The sequence below is a fragment of the Pseudomonas sp. LBUM1661 genome (assembly GCF_059695925.1).
In genome coordinates this window covers 5433830-5454200 of the sequence record NZ_CP166794.1, presented here as the reverse complement: position 1 = coordinate 5454200, position 20371 = coordinate 5433830, and the positions used below count along the sequence as shown (strand labels likewise).

Sequence of the window (20371 nt, the reverse complement as noted above, 5' to 3'; positions counted from 1 at the left end):
AAAACCCTTGTTCTTTCAGTCGCCAGCCGCAGCGCTGGCCAACGCTCAAGGATCTGAAACGTGATTGGACGCTTGCGCGGCACCCTGGCTGAAAAACAGCCGCCGCACCTGATTCTGGATGTAAACGGTCTGGGGTATGAGCTGGAAGTGCCCATGACCACGCTGTATCGCTTGCCGTCGGTCGGTGAACCGCTGACCTTGCACACCCATTTGGTCGTACGCGAAGACGCGCAGTTACTCTATGGCTTCTTCGGCAAGCGTGAGCGAGACTTTTTCCGCGAGTTGATCCGTCTCAATGGTGTAGGCCCGAAATTGGCCCTGGCCTTGATGTCGAGCCTGGAAGTCGACGAGCTGGTCCGTTGCGTGCAGTCCCAGGACACCTCGGCGCTGACCAAGGTGCCGGGCGTGGGCAAGAAGACTGCCGAGCGTTTGCTGGTGGAACTCAAGGATCGCTTCAAGGCCTGGGAAACCGTACCGGCGATGTTTGCCCTGGTGCCCAACCAGCCGGGTGGCCCGGACGCCCCGGCCCCGGTGGCCACCGCCGAAAATGACGCGGTCAGCGCGCTGATTTCCCTGGGCTACAAGCCTCAGGAGGCCAGCAAGGCGATTTCCGCGATCAAGGAGAAAGGTTTGAGCAGTGAAGACATGATTCGTCGTGCCCTGAAGGGAATGATCTAAGTGATTGAAGCTGATCGTCTGATTGCCGCCACGCCGGGCCCGCGCGACCGCGAGGAAGTCCAGGACCGGGCGATTCGTCCCGTCAGCCTGGCCGAATACATTGGCCAGCCGACCGTTCGCGAGCAAATGGAATTGTTCATCCAGGCCGCTCGCGGGCGCAACGAGTCTCTGGACCACACGCTGATTTTCGGCCCGCCGGGCCTGGGTAAAACCACCCTGGCGAACATCATCGCCCAGGAAATGGGGGTGTCGATCAAAAGCACCTCGGGCCCGGTGCTTGAGCGCCCCGGCGACCTGGCGGCGCTGCTGACCAACCTTGAGCCGCACGACGTGCTGTTCATTGACGAGATCCATCGGCTCTCGCCAATTGTCGAAGAAGTGTTGTACCCGGCGATGGAGGATTTCCAGCTCGACATCATGATCGGTGAAGGGCCGGCGGCGCGTTCGATCAAGCTTGATCTGCCGCCGTTCACCCTGGTGGGTGCAACGACGCGGGCCGGCATGCTGACCAACCCGTTGCGCGACCGTTTCGGCATCGTCCAGCGCCTGGAGTTCTACAACACGGCCGACCTGGCAACGATTGTCAGCCGTTCGGCGGCTATCCTCGGCTTGCCGCTGGACCCGGAAGGCGCCTTCGAAATCGCTCGCCGTGCCCGTGGTACGCCACGGATCGCCAACCGTTTGCTGCGCCGGGTACGGGATTTCGCCGAGGTTCGCGCCAAAGGCCACATCACCAAACCGATTGCCGACCTGGCCTTGAACCTGCTGGATGTCGATGAACGTGGCTTCGATCATCAGGATCGACGTCTGTTGTTGACCATGATCGAGAAGTTCGACGGTGGCCCGGTCGGCGTCGACAGCCTGGCGGCTGCCATCAGCGAAGAACGTCACACCATCGAAGACGTGCTGGAGCCGTACCTGATCCAGCAGGGCTATATCATGCGCACGCCACGGGGGCGGGTGGTCACACGGCATGCATACCTGCATTTCGGTTTAAACATTCCGTCACGATTGGGCGAGATGCCCGTGGTAGACGAGTTCCTTGATGCCGTGGACGATTAATTAACCTTTGCGTGCAGAATTTTCGGGCATTGTGCTGTCCTAGGACCGTACTTTCGCGAGAAAGCCGCAGAACATTGAAAAACAGTTGCCTGGCCGGATTGGCAACCTGAGGAGTAAGCACTAGAGTATGCGCGCGCAAAACGGGCTTGAGCCTTTCGCACTTCGTTGTCGCGTTTATTACGAGGACACCGATGCGGGCGGCATCGTGTATTACGTTAATTACCTCAAGTTTATGGAACGGGCTCGAACCGAGCGGCTCCGGGAGCTGGGCTTTGCCCAATCCCAGCTGGCAGGGGAGGACCTGTTGTTCGTCGTGCATTCCAGCGAAGCGCGTTACCACGCGCCGGCGCGACTGGATGACGAACTGCTGGTAAGCGCTGAAGTAATCGAATTGAACCGTGTCAGCCTGCGCTTCAAGCAGCAGGTCAGGCGGGCTACGGATAATGCGCTGCTCTGCGAAGGGCAGTTTTTGGTGGCCTGTGTGCGCACTGACAGTTTAAAACCCCGGGCCATTCCCGAAGCTCTACGTGCGGCCTTTGCCGACGTGAGCGGCGCGGGTACACACTCAAAGCAGGAGATAAAGCGTGGAAGCTAACGTCGTCGACCATTCCTCCATGTGGAGCCTGGTCAGCAATGCCAGTATCGTGGTGCAACTGGTAATGCTGATCCTGGTAGCCGCATCGGTGACCTCATGGATCATGATCTTTCAGCGCAGCAACCTGCTGCGCGCCGGTCGACGTGCCCTGGAGAGCTTTGAAGAGCGCTTCTGGTCGGGTATCGACCTGTCCAAACTCTACCGTCAGGCCGGCAGCAACCCTGACCCGGATTCGGGCGTCGAGCAGATCTTCCGTGCCGGCTTCAAGGAATTCTCCCGTCTGCGTCAGCAGCCTGGCGTTGATCCGGAAGCGGTCATGGAAGGCGTGGCCCGTGCCATGCGCGTGGCCATTTCCCGCGAAGAAGAAAAGCTCGAACAGAGCCTGCCGTTCCTGGCCACTGTCGGTTCCGTCAGCCCGTACATCGGTCTGTTCGGTACGGTCTGGGGCATCATGAACTCCTTCCGTGGCCTGGCCACTGCCCAGCAAGCGACCCTGGCCACCGTGGCCCCCGGTATTGCCGAAGCACTGATTGCAACCGCGATCGGTCTGTTCGCCGCCATCCCGGCCGTTATTGCTTACAACCGTTTTGCTGCTCGCAGCGAAACCCTGCTGGGCCGTTACTACACCTTCGCCGATGAATTCCAGGCGATCCTGCACCGCAAAGTGCACACCAGCGAAGAATAAGCAGGTAATTTCCAATGGCTTTAATCGCTCGAGCTCGCAAAAAGCGCAAGCCGGTTGCCGAGATGAACGTGGTGCCTTACATCGACGTGATGCTGGTACTGCTGGTCATCTTCATGGTGACCGCGCCGATGCTCAATCAGGGCGTGAAAGTTGATCTGCCCAAGGTTTCCAGCGAAGCCTTGCCGCAAGACAACAACACCCAGGTCCTGACCATTTCGATCAAGGCTGACAAGACCTACTACTGGAACCTTGGCAGCGAAGTCGACACCGAAAAACAGCAGGACAAGGCCATGACCTTGCCGCAGATGACCGACGCCGTGACCAAGATCATTCGTGTCGGTACCGAAGGCGGCAAGCGGACCCAGGTGTTCATTCGCGGCGACAAGACCGTCGACTACGGTTCCGTCATGGGCGCCATGGGCGGATTGCAGAAAGCCGGGGTCGGTAATGTTGGCTTGATTACCGAGGCACCCTGATGCAGCAAATGCGAGAGCCGTCCGCCTCGGAAAGCTATTTCTGGCCTAGTGTCCTGGCGATTGTCTTGCACGTGCTGGTGTTCGGCATGCTGTTCGTCAGTTTCGCCTTCACGCCAGAGCTGCCGCCTGCCAAGCCGATTGTCCAGGCGACCTTGTACCAGCTGAAATCGAAAAGTCGGGCGACCACCCAGACCAATCAGAAGATTGCCGGCGAAGCGCAGAAATCTGCCGCGCGTCAGACTGAAGTCGAACAGATGGAACAGAAGAAGATCGAACAGGAAGCGATCAAAGCCGCGGAACAAAAGAAGGAAGACGCGGCTCAAAAAGCCGAAGAATCCAAGAAGGCCGACGAGACGAAGAAAGCGGAAGAGGCAAAAAAGGCTGATGAAGCCAAGAAAGCCGATGAAGCGAAGAAGACCGCCGAAGCCAAAAAGGCCGAAGAGAAACAATTGGCTGATATAGCCAAGAAGAAAGCGGAAGAAGACGCCAAGAAAGCGGCTGAAGAAGAGGCCAAGAAAGCGGCCGCTGAAGAAGCGAAGAAAAAGATAGTCGAAGACGCGAAGAAGAAAGCCGCGGAAGACGCCAAGAAGAAATCTGAAGCTGAAGAGGCGAAGAAGAAAGTCGCCGAAGACGCGAAGAAGAAAGCGGCTGCCGATGCTGCGAAGAAGAAATCGCAGGAAGCGGCACGTAAATCGGTCGAAGACAAAAAGGCTCAGGCCCTGGCAGATTTGCTTTCCGATACGCCGCAGCGTCAGCAAGCCTTGGCGGATGAGCAGGGCGACGAAGTCGCGGGTAACTTCGATGATCTGATTCGTTCGCGCGCTTCTGAAGGTTGGGCGCAGCCACCGTCGGCCCGCAAGGGCATGAAAGTGATCCTGCAGATCAGCATGCTGCCTGACGGAACGATCTCCGGAGTCTCGGTTGCCCGTTCCAGTGGTGATGTGCCGTTCGACAGTTCAGCGGTAGCGGCAGTAAAAAATATTGGTCGATTGACCGAAATGCAGGGTCTGAAGCCAGCTGATTTCGCACCCTATCGTTCATTCAAGATGACATTCACACCTGAGGATCTAGCCTTGTGAGAAACCTTCTTCGAGGACTGCTTGTAGTCTTGGTCTGCTTTGCAGGCCTGGCCACGGCAGATGAAAAAAATATCCTGGTCAGCAGTGGCAGCTCCCAGGCAACTCCAATTGCCGTCGTGCCATTTGGTTTCCAGGGCGGCACCGTGCTGCCGGACGACATGGCCGAAATCATCGGTAACGACCTGCGCAACTCGGGTTACTACGCGCCGATTCCAAAGCAGAACATGATCAGCCAGCCGAGCCAGGCCAGCGAAATCATTTTCCGTGACTGGAAGGCCGTTGGCGCCCAGTACATCATGGTCGGCAGCATTGCGCCGGCAGGCGGTCGCCTGCAGGTTCAGTACGCGTTGTTCAACGTCGCCACCGAGCAGCAAGTGCTGACCGGCAGCGTGTCGGGCAGCGTTGATCAACTGCGCGACATGTCCCACTACATCGCCGACCAGTCGTTCGAAAAACTCACCGGTATTAAAGGTGCGTTCTCGACTCGCCTGTTGTACGTGACTGCCGAGCGTTTCTCCGAGAAGAACACGCGCTACACGCTGCAACGTTCGGACTATGACGGTGCCCGCGCCGTGACGCTGCTGCAATCGCGCGAGCCGATCCTGTCGCCGCGTTTCGCACCGGATGGCAAGCGCATCGCTTATGTATCGTTCGAGCAGAAGCGTCCGCGCATTTTCATGCAGAACATCGATACCGGTCGCCGTGAGCAGATCACCAACTTCGAAGGCTTGAATGGCGCGCCAGCCTGGTCGCCGGATGGTCAGCGACTGGCATTCGTACTGTCGAAAGACGGCAACCCTGACATCTATGTGATGAACCTGGGTTCGCGTCAGATCACTCGTGTCACCAACGGTCCCGGCATTAACACCGAACCGTTCTGGGGCAAGGATGGCTCGACCATCTACTTCACCTCCGACCGTGGCGGCAAGCCACAGATCTACAAAACCAGCGTTGGTGGTGGCGGTGCGGAACGCGTGACCTTCATCGGTAACTACAACGCCAACCCTAAATTGTCGGCTGACGAAAAGACCCTGGTGATGATTCACCGCCAGGACGGCTTCACCAATTTCAAGGTGGCAGCCCAGGATTTGCAGCGAGGTAGTGTAAAGATCCTCACTGATAGCACTCTGGACGAGTCGCCTACTGTTGCGCCCAACGGCACCATGGTAATCTACGCCACCCGCCAGCAGGGCCGGGGAGTCTTGATGCTCGTGTCCATTAATGGACGCGTAAGGCTCCCGCTTCCTACCGCACAAGGCGAAGTCAGAGAACCTTCCTGGTCCCCTTACCTGAACTGACGCGGCGCTATACGTTTTACTTAACACACTGGGGTTCATTAGGAGTTTCACGATGGAAATGCTGAAGTTTGGTAAATTTGCTGCGCTGGCTCTGGCCATGGCTGTAGCTGTAGGTTGCTCGTCCAAAGGCGGCGACAATGCCGGTGAAGGCGCTGTAGATCCAAACGCTGGTTACGGCGCAAACACTGGCGCAGTTGACGGCTCCCTGAGCGAAGAAGCTGCACTGCGCGCAATCACCACTTTCTACTTCGAATACGACAGTTCGGACCTGAAGCCAGAAGCCATGCGCGCTCTGGACGTTCACGCCAAAGACCTGAAAGCAAACGGCGCTCGCGTTGTTCTGGAAGGCAACACCGACGAACGTGGTACTCGTGAGTACAACATGGCACTGGGCGAGCGTCGTGCGAAAGCCGTTCAGCGTTACCTGGTACTGCAAGGTGTTTCCCCAGCTCAGCTGGAACTGGTTTCCTACGGCGAAGAGCGTCCAGTTGCTACCGGCAACGACGAGCAGTCCTGGGCTCAAAACCGTCGCGTCGAACTGCGTAAGTAATTCGTCATGCGAACGTGCCGTCGTGCTGTAACTGTTCTGGCTCTCAGCCTTGCACCGCTTGCGGTGTGGGCTGCGGTTCCTGTGGTCGATAACGATTCCGGCTATAACAATAGCGGGACCAGTTATCCGCCTGCGGGTTACGGTACGAACGGCGCCTATGCCGGGGGAGGGGTTTCGGCCCCTGTCTCGGCACAGGGCGAGCTGTTCAACCAGCTGCAATCCATGCAAGAGCAGATCTCGCGCCAACAGGGTGTGATTGAAGTTCTGCAAAATGAAGTAGCGCGCATGAAGCAAGAGAGCCTGGAGCGATATCAGGATCTTGATCGGCGCATAGGAACCGGCGTTGCACCAGCCGCGACTCCTGAAAATTCTTCCACCGGTGGCAGTTTGAACGCCCCCGGTGCAGCAGCGGCAGGCGCAGGCGCAGGTGCAGGAGCGGCAGCCGCTCAAGCACCCGCCGCGGGTAGCGAGCCGGCTGATCCGGCGAAGGAAAAACTGTATTACGATGCAGCCTTCGACCTGATCAAAGCCAAGGATTTCGACAAGGCCAGCCAGGCTTTTGCCGCTTTCCTGCGCAAGTACCCGAACAGCCAATACGCGGGCAATGCCCAGTACTGGTTGGGCGAAGTGAACCTGGCCAAAGGCGATCTGCAAGGTGCAGGTCAGGCATTTGCCAAGGTTTCGCAGCTGTACCCCAAGCACCCTAAAGTGCCTGACTCGCTGTACAAGCTCGCTGATGTAGAGCGCCGCCTCGGTCATACCGACAAGGTCAAAGGCATTCTGCAGCAGGTCGTGGCCCAATATCCGGGCACTTCCGCCGCTCAGCTGGCCCAGCGCGATCTGCAGAAAATGTAAGGCAGCTTGACCTGTTTCGAAGAAACCCGCGCTTGTCGCGGGTTTTTTCGTTAGAATTCACGCCCTTTTTATGAAACACGCTTTTGGGGATCTACGCGGTGGCGGGGTTCCTTGAAGTGCCTGACGGAGGCGGACAGCCTGTTTAGCTGTTATGCCCGTGGCGACTATGCAAGACACATTGAGAATTACCGAAGTTTTCTACTCGTTGCAGGGTGAAACGCGGACTGCCGGGCTGCCCACTGTGTTTGTGCGCCTGACCGGTTGCCCGTTGCGTTGCCAATACTGCGACAGCGCCTACGCGTTCACGGGCGGTACCATTCGCCCGCTCGACGACATCCTCGAACAAGTGGCGGGTTTTCGTCCGCGATATGTCTGTGTCACCGGCGGCGAGCCGTTGGCGCAACCCAACGCCATTCCATTGCTCAAGCGGTTGTGTGACGCCGGTTACGAAGTGTCACTGGAAACCAGTGGTGCCCTCGACATCTCGGCGGTAGATTCTCGGGTCAGTCGCGTTGTCGATCTGAAAACCCCGGGGTCGAAAGAAGCACACCGCAACCGCTACGAGAACATCGAACTGCTCACGCCCAACGATCAGGTGAAGTTTGTCATCTGCTCGCGGGAAGACTACGACTGGGCGGTGTCCAAGCTGATCCAGTACGGTCTTGATCGACGTGCCGGCGAAGTCCTGTTCTCGCCAAGTCACCATGATCTCAATGCACGGGACCTGGCTGACTGGGTGGTGGCTGACAACCTGCCTGTGCGTCTGCAATTGCAGCTGCATAAATATCTTTGGAATGACGAGCCGGGGCGCTGAAATGACAGAACAACTGAACACTGCTGAAAAACGTGCGGTCATCCTGCTGTCCGGCGGTCTGGACTCGGCGACCGTCGTGGCCATGGCTCGTGCTGAAGGCTACAGCTGCTACACCATGAGCTTCGATTACGGCCAGCGCTCTCACGCCGAGTTGCACGCCGCCGCCCTTGTCGCTCGCGACCTGGGTGTGGTTGAGCACAAGGTGATCGGCCTGAACCTGAACGGTATCGGCGGTTCGGCATTGACCGACACCCGCATCGATGTGCCGGAAGAGGCGGGCGAAGGTATTCCGGTGACTTACGTGCCAGCACGCAACACCGTTTTCTTGTCCCTGGCCTTGGGCTGGGCTGAAGTGCTTGGCGCTCGCGACATCTTTATCGGTGTGAACGCGGTGGACTACTCCGGTTACCCGGATTGCCGTCCCGAGTTCATCGAATCCTTCGAGCGCATGGCCAATCTGGCGACCAAGGCCGGTGTCGAAGGCAACGGTTTCCGTATTCAGGCACCGCTGCAAAACCTCAGCAAGGCGCAGATCGTCCAGGCGGGCGTGAAGCTTGGCGTTGATTACGGCCTGACGGTTTCCTGCTATCAGGCGGACGATAATGGCCGTGCTTGCGGCAAATGCGACAGCTGCCGCCTGCGTGCAGAAGGCTTTGCGGCAGCCGGAATCAGCGACCCAACACCTTATTTTTGATTTATTTCAAATTAGGTGTTGAATAGTCCTTAAAAATCAGTATTATACGCGCCACCACACAGCGGGTCGTTAGCTCAGTTGGTAGAGCAGTTGGCTTTTAACCAATTGGTCGTAGGTTCGAATCCCACACGACCCACCATTTTTGTAGCAGTTTTAAAAGTCTGGAAGGCCCACGCAAGTGAGGATTTCCGGATTTTTTTTTGTCCGCGATTTAAGGTTGGCCCGAGCCAGGGCTGCACCGCGTGGCGCAGGTCAGAATCATCTTTTGCATCAACGGGATATTCTGTAGCCTTGCGCAGCTCCAACGTCATCCGTGCCTGATGATACTCACTCTCCCGGCGGTACCCTGATGGGTCCGGAGCCGGGTGTATACTCGACTTTCGCGCGAACGCGCCTGCAGGTCTTGCGAACATGACGCAGATTTCCGAACGCCTTCTGGTTCAAGCCCACCTCGACGCCAAGCAGCCCAAGCCGCTGACCGCCGAGGAAGAGGCCTATTACCGCGCCGCCATTGCTGCCGAGCTCAAGGCTCAGGACGCGGTGCTGGTTGCCCACTTCTATTGCGATCCGGTGATTCAGGCCCTGGCCGAAGAAACCGGGGGCTGTGTCTCCGACTCTCTGGAGATGGCCCGCTTCGGCAATGCCCATCCGGCAAAAACCGTGGTGGTCGCCGGGGTGAAGTTCATGGGCGAGACGGCCAAGATTCTCAACCCTGAAAAGCGTGTGCTGATGCCGACCCTGGAAGCGACCTGCTCGCTGGATCTGGGTTGCCCGGTCGATGAGTTCTCGGCGTTTTGCGATCAGCACCCGGAGCGTACGGTGGTGGTGTATGCCAACACCTCCGCAGCGGTCAAAGCCCGGGCGGATTGGGTGGTGACGTCCAGCTGCGCGCTGGAGATCGTCGAAAGCCTGATGGATAACGGCGAAACCATCATCTGGGGGCCGGACAAGCACCTGGGCACCTATATCCAGCGCCAGACCGGTGCGGACATGCTGCTGTGGGACGGTGCCTGCATCGTTCACGAAGAGTTCAAGTCCAAGCAGCTTGAAGACATGAAGGCGTTGTACCCGGACGCCGCGATTCTGGTGCATCCCGAATCGCCGACCTCAGTGATCGAGCTGGCCGATGCCGTCGGCTCCACCAGTCAGTTGATCGCGGCGGCGCAGAGCCTGCCGAACAAGACGCTGATTGTCGCCACCGACCGTGGCATCTTCTACAAGATGCAGCAGCTGTGCCCGGACAAGGTCTTCATCGAAGCGCCAACGGCCGGTAACGGCGCTGCGTGCCGCAGTTGCGCGCACTGCCCGTGGATGGCGATGAACACCCTTGAGCGCCTGCTGAAGAGCTTGAAGGAAGGGGCGAACGAGATCTTTGTCGATCCCGCACTGATCCCGCAAGCGATTCGGCCGTTGAAGCGAATGCTCGACTTTACCCAGGCGGCGCGGATGAAGTTGGCCGGTAACGCCTAACAGCCAAGTCACAAAAACTGTGGGAGCGAGCCTGCTCGCGAAGAGGGAGTATCAGTCGACATTAATGTTTGCTGATAGGCCGCCTTCGCGAGCAGGCTCGCTCCCACATTGGTTTGTGTATGGCTGAATTATTTGGTCTTCTTCGGAATTCGTACCAGCTGGGTATTGGAGTACATGTCGTGCCAGCTGCGTTTCTGTTTGTCGAACAGCGACCAGATGAACCCCAGCCCAACGCACAGCAAAGAAGCGATCGACACCACAAAGCGCAGCAGCGCCTGCCACAGGCTGATGGATGAACCGTCGGCGTTCTGCACGCGGATGCACCATACCTGCATGCCCAGGGTCTGTCCGGACCAGGTCCAGAACTTGGCGAAGAAACCGAACAGCACGAACAGCAGCACCGTCGACAGCAAGGGATCACCGTCCAGCGCGCCGGCTTCAGTCAGGGTGCGCATCTTGTCTTCGCCGATGATCGCCATCTGAATCATCTTGTAGACGCCGCTGGTAACGATCAGCAGCGCGGTACACAGCAGGAAGTCATAGAACATCGCTGCCAGGCGACGACCCAGGCCAGCGGCAGGAAATTCGCCCTGGGGTTTGAGCAGGTGTTTCGACATGGCAGCCTCTGGACGGAAAAAGAAGCCATTTTACGGATTTACGCGCACAAAAAAGCCCCTGATGTCAGCATCAGGGGCTTTTTCGTTACAGAAGATTTAGGCTTCTGCTTGTACTTCGTCAGCCTGCATGCCTTTCTGGCCTTGCACAGCGACGAAAGTCACTTTTTGGCCTTCTTTCAGGCTCTTGAAGCCGTTGCCCTGAATAGCGCGGAAATGCACGAACAGATCCGGACCGCTTTCTGGAGTGATAAAACCAAAACCTTTCTCGTCGTTAAACCACTTGACGGTACCGCTCTGACGTTGGGACATTTCTTATTTCCTTTGACGCAAAAATTAATGACAGTCTCCTTCTCATGAAAGAGTACTGGGGCTGGTTGCAGGAGAGTAAGAAGACGTCGAACGGGATGTAGCTAACTTGTAGGCTACTGCCCAGGTCACGATTCCAAGCGACCCATGCAAACACAGTGAACAAACTCTACGCCAACTACGGGAGAAAAAACAAGCCCTGTGAAAGGCCCGTATTTGCTCGCGTTGGTGGTGTCGTATCGCAACTAGTGCTGGCTTATGCGATGGCGGTGTTCAATCGTTTTCGATCGTTATAAGCAAAGTTCATAAACGAAGCTTAGAGCGAAAGGCATGCACTGTTTTATGGCGATTGCGTTACACATTAGTGCACTGTTAACGCAATCGCGTTACTTATAGAAACAGTCAATCAGCCACGATAGTAGCGTTGTGGAACAAATGGCATTTTGCTTACAAGCAAAGGCACCTTTTTCCCACGTACGATGGCCCAGACTGGTGTTTCCAAAGCGATATAAGCGCTGTCGAGGTAACCCATCGCCAGAGGGCCGCCGAGGGTCGGTCCAAAGCCGCCGCTGCACACGCTACCGATGATGTCGCCTGCTTCGTTGACGATTTCTGCACCTTCACGCACCGGTGTGCGTTCCTGAGGCAGCAGGCCAACACGCTTGCGGCTGACGCCACCTTGTTGCTGAGCGAACACGGTTTCGGCGCCCGGGAAACCGCCCGCACGTGCACCATCAGCACGACGCGGCTTGGAGATGGCCCACAGCAGGCTCGCTTCGATCGGCGTGGTTTCGGTGTTCATGTCGTGGCCGTAGAGGCACAGGCCAGCTTCCAGGCGCAGGGAGTCGCGAGCGCCAAGGCCGATGGCCGCCACTTCCGGTTCGGCCAACAGCGCGCGAGCCAGGGCTTCAGCATCGGCGACCGGTACGGAGATTTCGAAACCGTCTTCACCGGTGTAACCCGAACGGCTGACAAAGCAATCCACACCCAGCAGTTTCACGCGGGCGAATTGCATGAAGGTCATCTTCGCCACTTCCGGCGCCAGGCGTGCGAGCACGGTGACGGCGGCGGGACCTTGCAGGGCCAGCAGCGCGCGTTCTTCGAACAGTGGCTCGATCGTGCACTGGTCGCCAATGTGCTGTTGCAGGTGCGCCAGGTCCTGGTCCTTGCAGGCGGCGTTGACCACCAGGAACAGTTCGTCGTTGCCGAGGTTGGCGACCATCAAGTCGTCGAGGATGCCACCGGTCTGGTTGGTGAACATGGCGTAGCGCTGCATGCCCACCGGCAGGTCGATGATGTCCACTGGCACCAGGGTTTCCAGGGCCTTGGCGGCATTGGCGCCGGTCAGCCGGATCTGGCCCATGTGCGAGACATCGAACAGCCCGGCTTGCTCACGGGTGTGCTGGTGTTCTTTCATCACGCCCAACGGGTATTGCACCGGCATGTCGTAGCCGGCGAACGGCACCATGCGGGCGCCAAGTTCGATGTGCAGTGCGTGCAGCGGGGTTGTCGACAATTGTTCGGTGGACATATTCAGCTCCTGAAAATGATGCAGATGCAGGGGAGTGCATCAGCACTCGATAATGTTGACCGCCAAACCGCCACGGGCGGTTTCCTTGTATTTGCTTTTCATGTCGGCGCCGGTCTGGCGCATGGTGCGGATGACCTTGTCGAGGGAGACGAAATGCTGACCGTCGCCACGCAGGGCCATGCGCACCGCATTGATTGCCTTGACCGAGCCCATGGCGTTGCGCTCGATGCAAGGCACTTGCACCAGCCCGCCGATCGGGTCGCAGGTCAGGCCGAGGTTGTGTTCCATGCCGATTTCCGCGGCGTTTTCCACTTGCTGCACGGTGCCGCCCAGCACTTCGCACAAGGCGCCAGCCGCCATTGAACAGGCCACGCCGACTTCACCCTGGCAACCAACTTCGGCGCCGGAGATCGAGGCGTTTTCCTTATAGAGAATGCCGATGGCGGCGGCCGTCAGTAGGAAACGTACGACGCCGTCTTCACTGGCGCCGGGGATGAAGCGCATGTAGTAATGCAAAACCGCCGGGACGATTCCCGCCGCACCATTGGTGGGCGCAGTGACGACGCGTCCGCCGTTGGCATTTTCTTCGTTGACCGCCAACGCGTAGAGATTGACCCAGTCCAGCACCGACAGCGGATCGCGCAGCGACGATTCCGGGTTCTTGCACAGTTGTCGATGCAGCGCTGCCGCACGGCGTTTAACCTTCAAGCCACCGGGCAGGATGCCTTCGTTGCGGCAACCGGCCGCGACGCAGTCCTGCATCACTTGCCAGATTTTCAGCAGGCCGGCGCGGGTTTCCGCTTCCGGGCGCCAGGCGCTTTCGTTGGTCAGCATCACCTGGCTGATCGACAAGCCGTAGGTGGTGCAGTGACTGAGCAGGTCCTTGGCGCTTTTGAACGGAAAGGTCAGGGGCGTGGCGTCTTCGACAATGCGGTCGGCGCCGGCGGCGTCTTCATCGACCACAAAACCGCCGCCGACCGAGTAGTACTCGCGGCTGCGGATTTGCAAACCCGCGGCGTCGAACGCGCGGAAGATCATGCCGTTGGGGTGATAGGCCAACGGTTTGCGGATCATCGCCAGGTGCAGCTTTTCATTGAATTCGATGGCGTGCTCACCGAGCAGGTTCAGACGACCGCTGCCACGAATTTCTTGCAGGCGGGCGGCGACGGTTTCGGTGTTCACGGTGTCCGGGTGTTCGCCTTCCAGGCCCAGCAACACAGCCTTGTCGCTGCCGTGGCCTTTGCCGGTGGCGCCGAGCGAGCCGTAGAGCTCGACTTTGACGCAGGCGGTTGCGGTCAGCAGCCCTTCACGGCGCAGACCTTCGGCAAAGCGTGCTGCGGCACGCATCGGGCCGACGGTGTGGGAACTGGAGGGGCCGATACCAATCTTGAACAGGTCGAACACGCTTAACGACATGGTTGTTCTCCGGTTTCTTGTTATGGGAATTGGCGAAATGTCAGGCCAGGCACGATCCTGTGGGAGCTGGCCTGCCAGCGATTGCAGGGTGTCAGGCAACGGAAATGTCGACTGATCCACCGCTATCGCTGGCAGGCCAGCTCCCACAGGTTTTTGTGGTGTTCTTGAAATGAGGGGCGAGTGAACCCGCCCCCATCAGTTTTAAGCGTAGCTTTCGATCGACGGGCAGGCGCAAACCAGGTTGCGATCGCCGAACACGTTGTCGACGCGACCGACCGGCGGCCAGTACTTGCCTTCGATCAACGACGCGACCGGGTAAACAGCCTGCTCACGGCTGTACGGATGCGTCCACTCGCCGACGATTTCCGCCGCGGTGTGCGGGGCGTTTTTCAGCGGGTTGTCGTCCTTGTCCAGCGTGCCGTTTTCCACCGCGCGGATTTCTTCGCGGATGCGGATCATGGCGTCGCAGAAGCGGTCCAGTTCTTCTTTGGATTCGCTTTCGGTCGGCTCGATCATCAGCGTGCCAGCCACCGGGAACGACATGGTCGGGGCGTGGAAACCGAAGTCGATCAGGCGCTTGGCCACGTCATCGACGCTGATGCCGCTGCTGTCTTTCAGTGGGCGCAAATCAAGGATGCATTCGTGCGCCACCAGGCCGTTGCTGCCGGTGTACAGCACCGGGTAGTGCTCTTCGAGGCGACGGGAAATGTAGTTGGCATTGAGGATCGCCAATTGCGAAGCGCGCTTCAAACCGGCGCCACCCATCATGCGGATGTACATCCAGGTGATCGGCAAAATGCTCGCGCTGCCGAACGGCGCGGCGCAGACCGCGCCTTCTTTACGCTCCATGGTGCCGTGACCCGGCAGGAACGGCGTCAGGTGCGATTTGACGCCAATCGGGCCGACGCCCGGACCGCCACCGCCGTGGGGAATGCAGAAGGTTTTGTGCAGGTTCAGGTGCGAGACGTCGCCGCCAAACTTGCCCGGCGCGCAGAGGCCGACCATCGCGTTCATGTTGGCGCCGTCGATGTACACCTGGCCGCCGTGGTCATGAATGATGCCGCAGATTTCGCGGATGCCTTCTTCGAACACGCCGTGGGTCGACGGGTAGGTGATCATCAGCGCGGCGAGGTGTTCGCGGTGCTCGATGGCCTTGGCGCGCAGGTCTTCGATGTCGACGTTGCCACGGGCATCGCAGGCGGTGACCACCACGCGCATGCCGGCCATGTTGGCGGTGGCCGGGTTGGTGCCGTGGGCCGAGGACGGGATCAGGCAGATGTCGCGACGGTCTTCGCCACGGCTCTGGTGGTAGGCGCGAATCGCCAGCAGGCCGGCGTATTCACCCTGGGAACCGGCGTTCGGTTGCAGGCTGATCGCGTCGTAGCCGGTGGCGGCGCAGAGCATCGCTTCCAGCTCGTCGGTCAGTTGCTGGTAACCGGCACTTTGTTCGGCTGGAGCGAACGGGTGCAGGGCGCCGAATTCGGCCCAGGTCACCGGGATCATTTCGCTGGCGGCGTTGAGTTTCATGGTGCAGGAACCCAGTGGGATCATGGTGCGATCCAGCGCCAGGTCCTTGTCGGCGAGCTTGCGCAGGTAGCGCATCAGCTCGGTTTCCGAGTGGTAACGGTTGAACACCGGGTGGCTGAGGATCGGCGATTGGCGGACCAGATCCGCTGGAATCGCGCTGACCACCGAAGCGGCGAGGGCGGCGAAGTCTGGCAGCGCTTTGCCGTCGGCGAGCAGGGCCCACAGGGTTTCCACATCCGCTTGCGAGGTGGTTTCGTCGAGGGACAGGCCCAGGCGCTCGGCATCGATCACGCGCAGGTTGATCTGCTGGGCCCGCGCCTTATCGTGCAGCGCGGCGGTGTTGGCGCCGGTGTTGATCGTCAGCGTGTCGAAGAAGTTTTCTTGTTCGACGTTCAGACCGATCGCTTTCAAGCCTTGGGCCAGAATCGCAGTCAGGTGATGCACGCGATTGGCAATCTGCGTCAGGCCTTTCGGGCCGTGGTACACGGCGTACATGCTGGCGATGTTGGCCAGCAGGACCTGGGCGGTGCAGATGTTGCTGGTAGCCTTCTCGCGGCGGATGTGTTGCTCGCGGGTCTGCATCGCCAGGCGCAGGGCCGGCTTGCCGAAACGGTCGACCGAGACACCGACCAGACGGCCCGGCATGTCGCGCTTGAACGCATCTTTAGTCGAGAAATACGCAGCGTGCGGACCACCGAAGCCCAGCGGCACACCGAAGCGTTGCGCGCTGCCGATGGCCACGTCGGCGCCGAACTCGCCCGGCGGGGTCAGCACGGTCAGGGCCAACAGGTCAGCGGCCACCGCCACCAACGCATTGGCGGCGTGGAAACGTTCGGTCAGTTCGCGGTAGTCAAACACGTCACCGTTGCTCGCCGGGTATTGCAGCAGCGCGCCGAAGAACGGCGTCACGTCAGTCAGTTCCAGCTCGTCGCCAACCACCACGTCGATGCCCAACGGCTCGGCACGGGTGCGCAGCACGTCGAGGGTTTGCGGGTGGCAATGCACGGACGCGAAAAACGCGTGGCTGCCTTTGTTTTTGCTCAGGCGTTTGCAGAAGGTCATGGCTTCGGCGGCGGCGGTGGCTTCATCGAGCAAGGAGGCGTTGGCGATCGGCAGGCCGGTGAGGTCGCTGATCAAGGTCTGGAAGTTCAGCAGCGCTTCGAGACGGCCCTGGGAAATCTCCGGTTGGTACGGGGTGTACGCAGTGTACCAAGCCGGGTTTTCCAGCAGGTTGCGCAGGATCGGCGACGGCGTGTGCGTGCCGTAGTAACCCTGGCCGATGAAGGTCTTGAACAGCTGGTTTTTGCCGGCGATGGACTTGATCAAGGCCAGGGCATCGGCTTCGCTCAGGCCGTCTTCCAGGCCGAGCACGCTGGTGCCTTTGATGCTGTCGGGAATCACACTGGCGCTCAGGGCTTCCAGGGAATCGAAGCCGAGGCTGTTGAGCATGGCTTGCTCGTCACCGGCGCGCGGGCCGATGTGGCGGGCGATGAATTCGTTGGCGGTCGTAAGGTTTACTTGAGTCATGTCAGCGCTCCTCAGGCTTCGGCGTTGGCTTTGATCAGACGGTCGTAGGCGTCCTGATCCAGCAGTTTGGCGACAGCCGAAGCGTCGGTTGGCTGGAAGCGGAAGAACCAGCCTTCACCCAGCGGATCCTCGTTGACCAGCTCAGGGCTGCTGTCGAGTGCCGGGTTCACTTCCAGCACTTCACCGTCCAGTGGCATATACACGCCGCTGGCGGCTTTTACCGATTCCACGGTGGCGGCTTCAGCGCCTTTGTCGTAGGACTGCAGCTCAGGCAGTTGTACGAAAACCACGTCGCCCAGGGCGTTCTGTGCGAAAGCGGTGATGCCGACGGTGACGCTGCCGTCAGCTTCGGTACGCAGCCATTCGTGATCTTCAGTAAAACGCAACTCGCTCATGGAAACTCCTAAAGGGGCCAGACTCGTCTGGTGGACGCTATTGAATGCTGTGGGCAAAAGCCCTGCTTTATGAGCGGTTACTAAGCAAAATCACGGCCAATGTTTATTATTCGTTGTAAATCAATTAGTTATCTATTAATCCAAGGCGTAAGGACTAGCTGGCTGTAGCGAAATCGCTACAGCACAGAGCAAAGAAAAAAGCCTAAGGGGATCAAAGCCTTGCACAGCGGAGGTCAGGGGAGGGTGTAGCGATATCATTCCACTGTAGCGCTTTCAGTACAGGTGGAGGTCGCTTTTGAAGAGCCTTTCTGGCCTGACGTAAAACCTGTGGGAGCGGGCTAGCCCGCGATGAGGCCATCACATTCAACATCGATGTCGAATGTTAGATCGCCATCGCGGGCAAGCCCGCTCCCACAGGTTTTGTGCTGGTAACGAAACTGTATTTCCAGCTTACGGCTTGTTGGGAATGCCGTACTTGCGCAACCGGTGGGCAATCGCGGTGTGGGAGGTTTGCAGGCGGTTGGCCAGTTGGCGGGTCGAGGGGTAGCTGACGTAGAGTTTTTCCAGCAGGGTTTTCTCGAACGCTTCCATGGCCTGTTCCAGGCTGTCGACTTCGGTGTCGCTCTGGCGCGCCACGGAGGTGCCGGCGATGTCGAGGTCGCCAATGTCGACCAGGGTGCTTTCGCAAATAGCCGCCGCGCGGAAGATCACATTCTGCAGTTGCCGCACATTGCCCGGCCAGCGATTGCCGAGCAATGCCGGATAAGTGCCCGGTGCCAGGCGACAGACCGGACGCTGGATCTGCGCGCAGGCCTGCTGCATGAAGTAGCGCGCCAGCAGCAGAATGTCCTGGCCGCGTTCGCGCAGGGGTGGGACTTCGACGTTGAGGACATTGAGGCGATAGAACAAGTCTTCGCGGAACGTCCCTTCGCTGACCATTTTTTCCAGGTCGCGGTGGGTCGCGCTGAGGATCCGCACGTTGACCTTCACCTCACGATCACCGCCCACCCGACGGAAGCTGCCGTCGTTCAAGAAGCGCAGCAATTTTGCCTGCAAGTACGGCGACATCTCGCCGATTTCATCGAGGAATACCGTGCCTTGGTTGGCCAGTTCCATCAGCCCCGGTTTGCCACCCCGTTGCGCGCCGGTGAAGGCTCCGGGAGCGTAGCCGAACAGTTCGCTTTCGGCGAGGTTCTCCGGCAATGCCGCGCAGTTCAGGGCCAGGAACGGTGAACTGTAGCGGGCACTGATGGCGTGACACGCGCGGGCCACCAGTTCTTTACCGGTGCCGGTTTCACCCTGGATCAACAACGGCGCATCGAGTGCCGCGACGCGTTGAGCGCGGGCCTTGAGGGTGCGGATCACCGGGGACTCACCCAACAGCGCATCGAAGCCTTCGGCATGGTCGTGGTGCAGCGCCGAGAGGCGTTCGCCGATGCGGTTCGGTTGATACAGGGTCAGCAGGGCACCGGCGTCGGTGATCGGCGTGGCGTCCAGCAGCAACGTCTGGCCGTTGACGGTGATTTCCCGCAGTGGCAGCCGGAAGCCTTGTTCGAGCAGGGCATCAAGCAGGGCCGGGTCGGCAAACAGTTCGGCGACGCTTTCACCCGCCGGTTCGCGGCCGTACAGGGCGATTAACGCCGGGTTGGCCAGCAGCACTTTGCCGGCGCTGTCCAGGGCCAGCACCGGATCGGTCATGGCCGCGAGCAACGCATCAAGCTGCAAGTGCCGGCGCTGGCCGGGCAGAATGTCGACCACCGTCACGGCTTGCACGCCACGCACGCTGAACAGGGCATCGCGCAACTCTTCGAGGACTTCCGGGCTCAGGGTCGGAGCGTCGATGTAGACGTTGGGCGGGACCATTTCCACCGCATCCAGATTGAGATTGCGCCCACCGAGCAAGGCCAGGACTTCCTGGGTAATGCCGACGCGGTCGATGAAGCTGACGTGGATACGCATGGGGCGGTTTTTGGTTCTGGAGTGCGGAGGGTGGCAAGTATGCCTTGGGGCGGGGTGTTAGGTGAAATGCGCGTGCAAATTGTAGGTGCGAGGCTTGCTCTCGAAGTAGCTCAAGATTGCCAAAAGCTTCGCGGGCAAGCCTCGCTCCTACAGGATATGGGGGCGTTCGACGATTTACATTATTCCAGGTGTTCGGGTTTGACCGGGTCGCCGGATTTGACGTCGAGTTGCGCCCGCACATCTTCAAACATCATGTCGTATTCCTTGTGTACTGACGTGATGCTGGCGTCCTTGGGCAGGCCGTATTGTTGCGCGATGCGCGTGGCATGGCGGGCGAAGTCGAAGGCTTGATCCTTGGGCAGGAAGAATTCTTCATTCAGTTCCTTGTCTTTAACCGAGCCATGCAACTTGAAGCGCATGCCTTCTTCCGGATCCTGGCTGACTTCATAGTCGATGCTCAGGCTGAAGCTGTAGTCATCCTCGTTCAGCGCGTGGCGTTCGATGTGCAGGTGACCGGGCTCAAACGTGGCCATTGGCGTCTCTCCATCAATAAGGCATTGAATCAGGGCAGACCTCAGGCCGGCCCCAGAGTTTCTTTTATGGGTCGCTCATTCGGTGCGCGGCCGTGGTTGCACTGAACAGTGGAGAGGCTATGAGGTTGTTGCTGGCATACTCGCCGCCCTATGACTGGCCGGTGATGGCGAGGGTATGCGGCGTAAGTGCTTTGGACTTCTTTGAGCCGGTCGGACTGATGCTGATCCTGACTTTGTGCTGACTGTTCTGGCCCCTTCGCGAGCAAGCCCGCTGCCACATTTGATCGCGGCCATCCGGGAGAAT

20 protein-coding genes and 1 tRNA gene are annotated in these 20371 nt (G+C 59.2%); 13 read left to right on the top strand and 8 right to left on the bottom strand.

The features are described from left to right. Positions 1-60 precede the first annotated feature (60 nt). The 13 genes from ruvA (at position 61) to nadA (ending at position 10256) form a co-directional block, all read left to right on the top strand. Complete coding sequence (gene ruvA, locus ACA057_RS25030) at positions 61-678, top strand: Holliday junction branch migration protein RuvA (RefSeq protein WP_007897033.1); 618 nt, start codon at positions 61-63, stop codon at positions 676-678. Beyond that, the gene (ruvB, locus tag ACA057_RS25025; protein ID WP_059406066.1) at positions 679-1740 is read left to right on the top strand and encodes a Holliday junction branch migration DNA helicase RuvB; all 1062 of its coding nucleotides are present in this window, start codon (positions 679-681) and stop codon (positions 1738-1740) included. It abuts the gene before it with no gap. A 127-nt stretch (positions 1741-1867) separates the two neighbouring features. Beyond that, positions 1868-2335: a tol-pal system-associated acyl-CoA thioesterase gene (gene ybgC, locus ACA057_RS25020; protein ID WP_059406067.1), complete on the top strand. Its 468-nt coding sequence runs from the start codon at positions 1868-1870 to the stop codon at positions 2333-2335. Beyond that, entirely contained in the window at positions 2325-3020 is a 696-nt protein-coding gene (gene tolQ, locus ACA057_RS25015) for a protein TolQ (protein WP_008147369.1), read from the top strand. The genes ybgC and tolQ overlap by 11 nt, the downstream gene beginning before the upstream one ends. Before the next feature lie 23 nt (positions 3021-3043). Next, the gene (gene tolR / locus ACA057_RS25010) at positions 3044-3496 is read left to right on the top strand and encodes a protein TolR (RefSeq protein WP_166656030.1); all 453 of its coding nucleotides are present in this window, start codon (positions 3044-3046) and stop codon (positions 3494-3496) included. Beyond that, positions 3496-4575, top strand: a complete 1080-nt coding sequence (tolA, locus tag ACA057_RS25005; RefSeq protein WP_497343210.1) for a cell envelope integrity protein TolA — start codon at positions 3496-3498, stop codon at positions 4573-4575. Before tolR ends, tolA begins: the two co-directional genes overlap by 1 nt. Continuing rightward, positions 4572-5873 carry a Tol-Pal system beta propeller repeat protein TolB gene (tolB, locus tag ACA057_RS25000; protein ID WP_497343208.1) on the top strand — a complete coding sequence of 434 codons (1302 nt, stop codon included), beginning with the start codon at positions 4572-4574 and terminating at the stop codon, positions 5871-5873. Before tolA ends, tolB begins: the two co-directional genes overlap by 4 nt. 52 nt (positions 5874-5925) lie before the next feature. Further along, the gene (pal, locus tag ACA057_RS24995; RefSeq protein ID WP_003178634.1) at positions 5926-6423 is read left to right on the top strand and encodes a peptidoglycan-associated lipoprotein Pal; all 498 of its coding nucleotides are present in this window, start codon (positions 5926-5928) and stop codon (positions 6421-6423) included. A gap of 6 nt (positions 6424-6429) precedes the next feature. Next, complete coding sequence (ybgF, locus tag ACA057_RS24990) at positions 6430-7278, top strand: tol-pal system protein YbgF (RefSeq protein ID WP_497343206.1); 849 nt, start codon at positions 6430-6432, stop codon at positions 7276-7278. A gap of 166 nt (positions 7279-7444) precedes the next feature. Beyond that, positions 7445-8092: a 7-carboxy-7-deazaguanine synthase QueE gene (gene queE / locus ACA057_RS24985; protein ID WP_059406078.1), complete on the top strand. Its 648-nt coding sequence runs from the start codon at positions 7445-7447 to the stop codon at positions 8090-8092. 1 nt (position 8093) lies between these two features. Next, on the top strand, positions 8094-8786 hold the full coding sequence (gene queC, locus ACA057_RS24980) for a 7-cyano-7-deazaguanine synthase QueC (RefSeq protein ID WP_497343204.1): 693 nt from the start codon (positions 8094-8096) through the stop codon (positions 8784-8786). A 63-nt stretch (positions 8787-8849) separates the two neighbouring features. Then, a tRNA-Lys gene (locus ACA057_RS24975) sits at positions 8850-8925 on the top strand. Between the two features lie 272 nt (positions 8926-9197). Continuing rightward, positions 9198-10256 (top strand): quinolinate synthase NadA, encoded by a 1059-nt coding sequence (gene nadA, locus ACA057_RS24970; protein WP_401365297.1) that lies wholly within the window; start codon positions 9198-9200, stop codon positions 10254-10256. Positions 10257-10384: 128 nt separating this feature from the next. On the opposite strand, the gene ACA057_RS24965 is transcribed toward nadA, so the two are convergent. From ACA057_RS24965 to ACA057_RS24930, 8 genes are all read right to left on the bottom strand, one after another. Continuing rightward, a complete protein-coding gene (locus ACA057_RS24965) occupies positions 10385-10873 on the bottom strand; it encodes an RDD family protein (protein ID WP_497343201.1) in 489 nt (162 codons plus the stop codon). A gap of 96 nt (positions 10874-10969) precedes the next feature. Beyond that, positions 10970-11182, bottom strand: a complete 213-nt coding sequence (locus tag ACA057_RS24960) for a cold-shock protein (protein WP_003175786.1) — start codon at positions 11180-11182, stop codon at positions 10970-10972. A 403-nt stretch (positions 11183-11585) separates the two neighbouring features. Beyond that, positions 11586-12710 (bottom strand): glycine cleavage system aminomethyltransferase GcvT, encoded by a 1125-nt coding sequence (gene gcvT, locus ACA057_RS24955; protein WP_497343199.1) that lies wholly within the window; start codon positions 12708-12710, stop codon positions 11586-11588. Positions 12711-12749: 39 nt separating this feature from the next. Continuing rightward, a complete protein-coding gene (locus tag ACA057_RS24950) occupies positions 12750-14126 on the bottom strand; it encodes an L-serine ammonia-lyase (RefSeq protein WP_497343197.1) in 1377 nt (458 codons plus the stop codon). A gap of 201 nt (positions 14127-14327) precedes the next feature. Then, a complete protein-coding gene (gene gcvP, locus ACA057_RS24945; protein WP_497343195.1) occupies positions 14328-17180 on the bottom strand; it encodes an aminomethyl-transferring glycine dehydrogenase in 2853 nt (950 codons plus the stop codon). 11 nt (positions 17181-17191) lie between these two features. Continuing rightward, entirely contained in the window at positions 17192-17575 is a 384-nt protein-coding gene (gene gcvH, locus ACA057_RS24940; protein WP_008027813.1) for a glycine cleavage system protein GcvH, read from the bottom strand. Between the two features lie 450 nt (positions 17576-18025). Further along, complete coding sequence (gene gcsR, locus ACA057_RS24935; RefSeq protein ID WP_497343193.1) at positions 18026-19534, bottom strand: transcriptional regulator GcsR; 1509 nt, start codon at positions 19532-19534, stop codon at positions 18026-18028. Positions 19535-19713: 179 nt separating this feature from the next. After that, positions 19714-20067, bottom strand: a complete 354-nt coding sequence (locus ACA057_RS24930) for a DUF5064 family protein (protein ID WP_497343191.1) — start codon at positions 20065-20067, stop codon at positions 19714-19716. Positions 20068-20371 lie beyond the last annotated feature (304 nt).

Coding starts and splice junctions, on each gene's coding strand:
- ybgC (WP_059406067.1), top strand. CDS start 1,868: ATGCGCGCGCAAAACGGGCTTGAGCCTTTCGCACTTCGTTGTCGCGTT.
- tolA (WP_497343210.1), top strand. CDS start 3,496: ATGCAGCAAATGCGAGAGCCGTCCGCCTCGGAAAGCTATTTCTGGCCT.
- pal (WP_003178634.1), top strand. CDS start 5,926: ATGGAAATGCTGAAGTTTGGTAAATTTGCTGCGCTGGCTCTGGCCATG.
- ybgF (WP_497343206.1), top strand. CDS start 6,430: ATGCGAACGTGCCGTCGTGCTGTAACTGTTCTGGCTCTCAGCCTTGCA.
- queE (WP_059406078.1), top strand. CDS start 7,445: ATGCAAGACACATTGAGAATTACCGAAGTTTTCTACTCGTTGCAGGGT.
- queC (WP_497343204.1), top strand. CDS start 8,094: ATGACAGAACAACTGAACACTGCTGAAAAACGTGCGGTCATCCTGCTG.
- nadA (WP_401365297.1), top strand. CDS start 9,198: ATGACGCAGATTTCCGAACGCCTTCTGGTTCAAGCCCACCTCGACGCC.
- ACA057_RS24965 (WP_497343201.1), bottom strand. CDS start 10,873: ATGTCGAAACACCTGCTCAAACCCCAGGGCGAATTTCCTGCCGCTGGC.
- ACA057_RS24960 (WP_003175786.1), bottom strand. CDS start 11,182: ATGTCCCAACGTCAGAGCGGTACCGTCAAGTGGTTTAACGACGAGAAA.
- gcvT (WP_497343199.1), bottom strand. CDS start 12,710: ATGTCCACCGAACAATTGTCGACAACCCCGCTGCACGCACTGCACATC.
- ACA057_RS24950 (WP_497343197.1), bottom strand. CDS start 14,126: ATGTCGTTAAGCGTGTTCGACCTGTTCAAGATTGGTATCGGCCCCTCC.
- gcvP (WP_497343195.1), bottom strand. CDS start 17,180: ATGACTCAAGTAAACCTTACGACCGCCAACGAATTCATCGCCCGCCAC.
- gcvH (WP_008027813.1), bottom strand. CDS start 17,575: ATGAGCGAGTTGCGTTTTACTGAAGATCACGAATGGCTGCGTACCGAA.
- gcsR (WP_497343193.1), bottom strand. CDS start 19,534: ATGCGTATCCACGTCAGCTTCATCGACCGCGTCGGCATTACCCAGGAA.
- ACA057_RS24930 (WP_497343191.1), bottom strand. CDS start 20,067: ATGGCCACGTTTGAGCCCGGTCACCTGCACATCGAACGCCACGCGCTG.